Below are 6,572 nucleotides of genomic sequence, written 5' to 3'. Positions count from 1 at the left end.
TTTGGCGGCAATACCTGTGGGCCTGTGTTCAACGAATTCATGCAAGCGGCTGTCGAGAAATATGGCGGCGGTGCCTTCCGTGTTCCGGCCGGTGGCCAGTTTATCAACATCGACCGTTTCTCGGGCGCGCAGTTGTCACCTGAGGCTGAAGGCGAGAACGTGCAGGCAGAATATTTCCGCCTTGGCGAAGAGCCTGTCTTTGGCGTGGCCTTTGATGGCGGATTTGCGATGGGCTCTAACCTGCCGCTGTTTGACGAAGTCGACACCGAGGTTGTGACTGAGGTCATTACTTCGACCGGCGAAAGCACGGTGGTGTCGCCTGATGCCTCTTTCGGGACGCTCAGCTCAGGCGGCCTTTATTAACCAATTACCGCTAAGGATCGGGGCAGGGGCGCTTGCCCCTTTTTTGCTGCTGGTCTATCACGCAGAACAACCAAGATAGACAGGACAGTCCCATGCGCGCCGAGGTTCAAAATACCGTCACGGAGATCGAAAAATCCGTAGACCTGCTGAAACAGCGGCTGAACTGGGAAACCGCCGAATTCCGCCTGGAAGAGTTCAACGCGCGCGTCGAAGACCCGAACCTTTGGGACGACGCGGAGGCCGCGCAAAAACTGATGCGCGAGCGTCAGTTGCTGGTGGATGCCATCGATGGTGTGAAACAGATTCAGACCGACCTCTCTGACAACATTGAGTTGATTGAGTTGGGCGAGATGGAAGAAGACGACGAAGTCATCGCTGATGCCGAGAAGGCGATCATGGCGCTTGCGGAAACTGCCGCTGAGAAAGAGCTGGAAGCGCTCTTGGATGGGGAAGCGGACAGCAATGACACCTTCCTTGAGATCAACTCCGGCGCCGGTGGCACCGAAAGCTGTGACTGGGCGTCTATGCTGGCGCGGATGTATGTGCGGTGGGCAGAAAAGCGCGGCTATACTGTCGAGCTGCAATCCATGACTGCAGGCGAAGAGGCCGGTATCAAATCAGCGGCCTATAAGATTTCAGGTCACAATGCCTATGGCTGGCTGAAATCAGAAAGCGGCGTGCATCGCCTGGTGCGTATCTCTCCGTTTGACAGCGCGGCCAAGCGGCACACGTCTTTCAGCTCGGTCTGGGTTTATCCGGTGGTGGATGACAACATCGAGATCGAGGTGAACCCAGCGGATATTCGCATCGACACCTATCGTTCCTCGGGCGCGGGTGGTCAGCACGTGAACACAACGGATTCGGCAGTACGTATCACGCACATTCCAACCGGTATCGTTGTGACCAGCTCTGAGAAGTCGCAGCACCAGAACCGTGACATCGCCATGAAAGCGCTGAAATCGCGTCTCTATCAACAAGAGCTGGATCGCCGCAACGCGGCCATCAACGAGGCGCATGAAAGCACAGGGGATGCGGGCTGGGGCAACCAGATCCGCTCTTACGTTTTGCAGCCCTACCAGATGGTAAAAGACCTGCGCACGAACCACGAAACCTCTGACACTAAAGGTGTTCTGGATGGCGATCTGGACGGGTTTATGGCGGCGACACTGGCGTTGAATGTTTCGGGGAAATCCCGTGCGGATGCGCAGGCTGAGGATTAAAGCCTCTTGGGGCTTTGCCGCAAACCCGCTTTAATATGGGGCTCTGACCCAAACACACTTTTAAAATGGGGCTCTGCTCCAAGCACCCTTTCAATATGGGGCTCTGCCCCAAACCCCGGGATATTTCTGGCAAGAGAAAAACATGCCGTAAGGCATGAAAAAGGGCGCATAAGCGCCCGTTTTTGTTTCGAGATTTGTGTCTGTTAATGTGATCCGCGAGCAAGGGCAGCAACGCCCGTGCGCGCGACTTCGACCAAGCCCAGCGGGCGCATCAAATCGGCAAATGCGTCGATTTTTTCCGGCGCGCCTGTCAGTTCAAACACAAAGCTCTCGAGCGTGGTATCGACTACATTGGCGCGGAAGATATCTGCAAGACGCATGGCTTCGACGCGTTTCTCGCCCTCGCCAGCCACTTTGAAGAGGCCGAGTTCACGCTCAACCGAGGGGCCTTCGACGGTGAGGTCATGGACCTCATGCACAGGCACGATCCGGCCCAATTGCGCCTTGATCTGTTCGATGATCTGCGGCTTGCCTTTGGTGACGATCGTGATCCGCGAGGTGTGACCTGTGTGATCGACCTCGGCCACAGTCAGGCTTTCGATGTTATACCCGCGGCCCGAGAAAAGGCCGATGACGCGCGCCAGAACACCAGGCTCATTGGTTACGAGCACGGCCAGGGTGTGGGTTTCCTCGACGTCTGAAAACGTCGGACGCAGGTTATACGCCGAGTGACTTGTGGCACCTTTTTTGATTTTTAGAGCAGCCATATCCGTGCCTCCTTATACTAGAACCGCGCCGCCGGATTGGATGACGCCCTGGGTTTCGGCTTCGCCCAGAAGCATTTCGTTATGTGGCTTGCCCGACGGGATCATTGGGAAGCAGTTCTCGTGTTTTTCCACCAGACAGTCAAAGATCACTGGGCCGTCATGGGTGATCATTTCCATGATCGCGTCATCCAGATCGTCAGGATCGGAACAGAGGATGCCCTTGGCGCCAAAGGCCTCGGCGAGCTTGACGAAATCAGGCAGCGCTTCGGACCAGCTGTGGGAATAGCGTTCGCCGTGCAAAAGCTCTTGCCACTGGCGCACCATGCCCAGACGTTCGTTGTTCAGAATGAACTGTTTCACCGGTAGGCGGAACTGCACCGCGGTGCCCATCTCTTGCATGTTCATCAGCCATGACGCTTCGCCCGCGACGTTGATCACCAACGCGTCAGGATGCGCCATTTGCACGCCGATCGATGCCGGGAAGCCATAGCCCATGGTGCCCAGACCGCCCGATGTCATCCAGCGGTTCGGATCGTCAAAGGTCAGATACTGCGCGGCCCACATCTGGTGTTGACCGACCTCGGTGGTGATATAGCGGTCGTATTTTTTGGTCAGCTCTTCCAGTCGGACCAAAGCATGCTGCGGCTTGATCGTCTTGCCTTCTTGCTTGAAGTCCAGACATTTGATCGCGCGCCACTGATCGATCTGGGCCTGCCACTTGGCGACGGCCTCTTTGTTTGTCTTGCGCCCGCGCGATTTCCAAACCTTCAGGATATCCTCCAGAACGTGACCCACATCACCAACGATTGGGATGTCGACGCGGATCACCTTGTTGATCGAGCTTGGGTCGATATCGATATGGGCTTTCTTTGAATTGGGCGAGAAGGCCGAGATCAATCCGGTGATGCGGTCGTCAAACCGCGCGCCGACGTTGATCATCAGGTCACAGTCATGCATCGCCATGTTGGCCTCATAAAGGCCGTGCATGCCCAGCATGCCAATCCAGTTCTTGCCGGATCCGGGGTAGGCGCCCAAGCCCATCAGCGTGGACGTAATCGGGAACCCTGTGGAGTCGACCAGTTCGCGCAGCAACTGGCTGGCCGCCGGGCCAGAGTTGATGACGCCGCCGCCGGTATAGAAGATGGGACGCTCGGCGGATTCCATCAGTTCGACCAGCTGGGTGATCTCGGTGATATCGCCTTTAAGCTGCGGCTCGTAGTGCGAGGTGTTGATTTCCTGACGCGTTGTATATGTGCCGGTCGCGAACTGGGTGTCTTTTGGAATGTCGACCAGAACCGGACCCGGGCGACCAGAGCGTGCAACATGGAAGGCCTCGTGCAAGGTCGCGGACAGCTCGTCCGTGTCTTTGGCCAGCCAGTTGTGTTTGGTACAAGGACGGGTGATGCCAACCGTGTCGGCCTCTTGGAAGGCGTCAGAGCCGATCATGAAGGTCGGAACCTGACCGGACAGAACGATGATCGGAATAGAGTCGAGCAGGGCGTCGGTCAGGCCGGTCACGGCGTTGGTCGCGCCGGGGCCAGAGGTAACAAGTGCCACGCCGACTTTACCAGTTGAGCGGGCATAGCCCTCGGCTGCGTGCACCGCACCCTGCTCGTGACGCACCAGAATGTGCTTGATGTCATTCTGCTGAAAAATCTCGTCGTAAATCGGTAGGACGGCGCCACCTGGATATCCGAAGACTGTGTCCACGCCCTGATCTTTCAGAGCTTGAACTACCATTTTCGCGCCGGTCATCTGACGTGCCATCTTTTTCTCCGTTCACACCGTTTTCGGTTTCGTGCGTTAAGTACAAAAAAGCCCCCGAAGATTTTCGGGGGCGCATGGGTTCCAATATGGTGTCCGTTACCGGTCCATGCGCCTATTTCTCAAAATGACGACTAGAGCGTTCATTTGTCGGGGTCCTTCGTGTGTTCGCGGGCGACATTATGGCCGCTTGAAAGGGCCGTCAACCACGAAAGTTAAGAAAAATGGGAAATTTCAGAAATTAAATTACCGTTTTGTCGCCAATTTGGGTAATTTTCCGAAACATCTGCGGGTTGCTTGGGTAATTTATGCTTATCCGAGCTGCGATATTCGCGATTAATACCCGATTCCGGGCTCTTGCAACAGCCCGTGTTCCAACGCATAGCGTGTCAGGCCCGCTGTAGAAGAGATGCCCAGTTTCGCTTTGATGTTCTTGCGATGGGTTTCGACCGTGCGTACCGATATGTTCAAATCGCCTGCGACGTCCTTGTTGGATTTCCCCTGCGCAAGTTGCAACAGTACGGTTTGCTCGCGGCTGGTCAGTTGCTCGCGCACGTCGTTGTCTTGTGGCTCGAGCGAGAACTTTGCCCCGGTACACAGATATCTTTCGCCACGCATGACGGTATCGATGGCTGTTTTGATCTCTTCTGTCGGGACGTCTTTCAGCACATAGCCGCGCGCGCCGTGTTGCAGGGCGGTGGCGATGTACTCGGGGCTGTCATGCATCGAGAGGATCAGAATTCGGGTGTTGGGCGAGGTTTCCAACACCATTTCAGTTGCCGCCAGCCCACCGATGTCGGGCATGTTCAAATCCATCAGGACAACATCGGCAGAATGGGTCTTTAGATGCTCGATGACTTCGCGGCCATTAGAGAGGGTCGCAGACACCAAGATATCGTCATAGCTCTCTAGGATCGACTGGATGCCCTGTGCGACCATCGGGTGGTCATCGACGATCACGACGTTCGTTGCGCTCATGTATTGGCCTTTCGTTCGCTTGTCTCATTCTCGACGTTGGCGTTGAGCACCTGGGCGAGAGGGACTTCGGCCTCGATCACGGTGCCGCTCTTACTGGAGAGGACGCGTAATGTGCCGTTCAGTTGTTCGATACGTTCCTGCATGTTGCGCAAGCCTAGGCCAGTGGAGGGCTGGGATCTATCCCGCGATTGGCTAAAGCCGCAACCGTTGTCACTGATCCGCATGGTCGCGCCACGCTTGTGGCTGCGGACGTCCATTTTGACCTCTGTTGCGCCGGAATGTCGTTCGATGTTGGTTAATGCTTCTTGTGCAATGCGGTAGAGCGAAAACTTCGCGTCGGCATGCAGTCTGTTTCGAAACGGTACAGTATGAAATTCTGTTTTAATTCCAGTTCTTACGCTAAATTCTTCAGTCAAAGACTTAAGTGCAGGTCCAAGTCCTAGGTCATCGAGAACACCGGGTCGTAAGTCTCTGGAAATACGACGAACTTCTTGGATTGCGGTGGAAAGATGCTCCATGCCGGTATCAAGCGACTCTCCTGCCTTCTGATCGCCCCTTGCAAGGCGGCGGCGGGCGGCATCCAGCGCATAGCGCACCCCGACAAGGATCTGCGAGATACCGTCGTGCAGCTCGCGGGCGACACGTCCGCGCTCTTCTTCCTGGGCGTCAAACACACGCTGCGTCAGTGCCTTGAGTTTGACGTCAGCCAGACGGCGCTCGCGGATATTCAAGGTTAAACCCGAGCCAAACACCAATAAAACAGCAGCCAGAGCGATCCCGAGGATGTAGTAGAATGTCCGGCGGATCCGCTCTTCCACCCCCGCGCGGGCCGCGGCAACGGTGGCTTGGATGTCGTCGATGAAGATACCGGTGCCAACAGCCCAGCGCCAATCCTGAAGGCCGATGACATAAGACACCATCGTCGCGGTCTCTCCTGTCGAGGGCTTGGGCCAGTCGAACGTGTGATAGCCGCCACCCGTCCTCGCCTTATGGATTAAGACATCGGTGATTTCTGTTCCATTACGGTCACTTAACCCCGCCCAGTTCTTGTTGATGAGCTCGGTCTGTCTGGGGCTGACAAGGTTGGTGCCTTCGTAGTCGAACACAAAGAAATAGCCGTCTTGGCCATAGATCATCGCGGACAAAACCTGAGTGACCTCAAGCATGGCTTCTTCGTTGTCGGGCAGGGCGGGGCCATAGATATTGCCAAAGGCGGTCCTTGCGATGGACAGATAGTTCTTTAGTTCGGCCTTTTTGGCTTCGATCAGCTGCACTTCCAGAGATTTGATTTCCTGTTCCGCCAAGGCGCGCGACTGGATCGTCACCAGTATGGAAATCGCGGCCACCGCGAGGATGAGCGGCAGGGTGGCAAGAAGGAAAAGCTGCTGCCCATAAGAGAGCCGGAAGAGGTTTAAGACGCGTGGCATGACGATTCGATGGCTGATTTTGCGTCAAGACCATAGCTTGAAACCCCATTGGC

The 6,572-nt window shown here is 56.0% G+C and carries 5 protein-coding genes and 1 pseudogene; 2 read left to right on the top strand and 4 right to left on the bottom strand.

Features of this window, described 5'->3' with window-relative positions:
• Both ACEQWH_RS02710 and prfB read left to right on the top strand, forming a co-directional pair.
• Positions 1-363 (top strand): annotated as a pseudogene (locus tag ACEQWH_RS02710) (penicillin-binding protein); the annotation flags it as partial.
• 92 nt (positions 364-455) lie between these two features.
• Complete coding sequence (gene prfB, locus ACEQWH_RS02705; RefSeq protein WP_370228083.1) at positions 456-1,583, top strand: peptide chain release factor 2; 1,128 nt, start codon at positions 456-458, stop codon at positions 1,581-1,583.
• A 203-nt stretch (positions 1,584-1,786) separates the two neighbouring features.
• Here prfB and ilvN read toward each other — a convergent pair whose 3' ends face one another.
• The 4 genes from ilvN to ACEQWH_RS02685 all read right to left on the bottom strand — a co-directional run bounded on the left by ilvN (position 1,787) and on the right by ACEQWH_RS02685 (position 6,519).
• Positions 1,787-2,350, bottom strand: a complete 564-nt coding sequence (ilvN, locus tag ACEQWH_RS02700) for an acetolactate synthase small subunit (RefSeq protein WP_370228082.1) — start codon at positions 2,348-2,350, stop codon at positions 1,787-1,789.
• Between the two features lie 12 nt (positions 2,351-2,362).
• Positions 2,363-4,117 (bottom strand): acetolactate synthase 3 large subunit, encoded by a 1,755-nt coding sequence (locus ACEQWH_RS02695; protein ID WP_370228080.1) that lies wholly within the window; start codon positions 4,115-4,117, stop codon positions 2,363-2,365.
• 333 nt (positions 4,118-4,450) lie between these two features.
• Positions 4,451-5,092 carry a response regulator gene (locus tag ACEQWH_RS02690; protein WP_370228078.1) on the bottom strand — a complete coding sequence of 214 codons (642 nt, stop codon included), beginning with the start codon at positions 5,090-5,092 and terminating at the stop codon, positions 4,451-4,453.
• Positions 5,089-6,519, bottom strand: a complete 1,431-nt coding sequence (locus ACEQWH_RS02685) for a cache domain-containing protein (protein WP_370228076.1) — start codon at positions 6,517-6,519, stop codon at positions 5,089-5,091. Before ACEQWH_RS02685 ends, ACEQWH_RS02690 begins: the two co-directional genes overlap by 4 nt.
• Between the last annotated feature and the right edge of the window lie 53 nt (positions 6,520-6,572).

Source organism: Cognatishimia sp. (assembly GCF_964229375.1).
GTDB lineage: Bacteria > Pseudomonadota > Alphaproteobacteria > Rhodobacterales > Rhodobacteraceae > Cognatishimia.
The sequence above is the reverse complement of the archived record's forward strand: the minus strand, read 5'-3'. Positions and strand labels throughout refer to the sequence as shown.

Bases quoted from the DNA above. Each gene is read 5' to 3' on its own strand.
- ACEQWH_RS02695 (WP_370228080.1), bottom strand. From the start codon at position 4,117: ATGGCACGTCAGATGACCGGCGCGAAAATGGTAGTTCAAGCTCTGAAA.
- prfB (WP_370228083.1), top strand. From the start codon at position 456: ATGCGCGCCGAGGTTCAAAATACCGTCACGGAGATCGAAAAATCCGTA.
- ACEQWH_RS02685 (WP_370228076.1), bottom strand. From the start codon at position 6,519: ATGCCACGCGTCTTAAACCTCTTCCGGCTCTCTTATGGGCAGCAGCTT.
- ilvN (WP_370228082.1), bottom strand. From the start codon at position 2,350: ATGGCTGCTCTAAAAATCAAAAAAGGTGCCACAAGTCACTCGGCGTAT.
- ACEQWH_RS02690 (WP_370228078.1), bottom strand. From the start codon at position 5,092: ATGAGCGCAACGAACGTCGTGATCGTCGATGACCACCCGATGGTCGCA.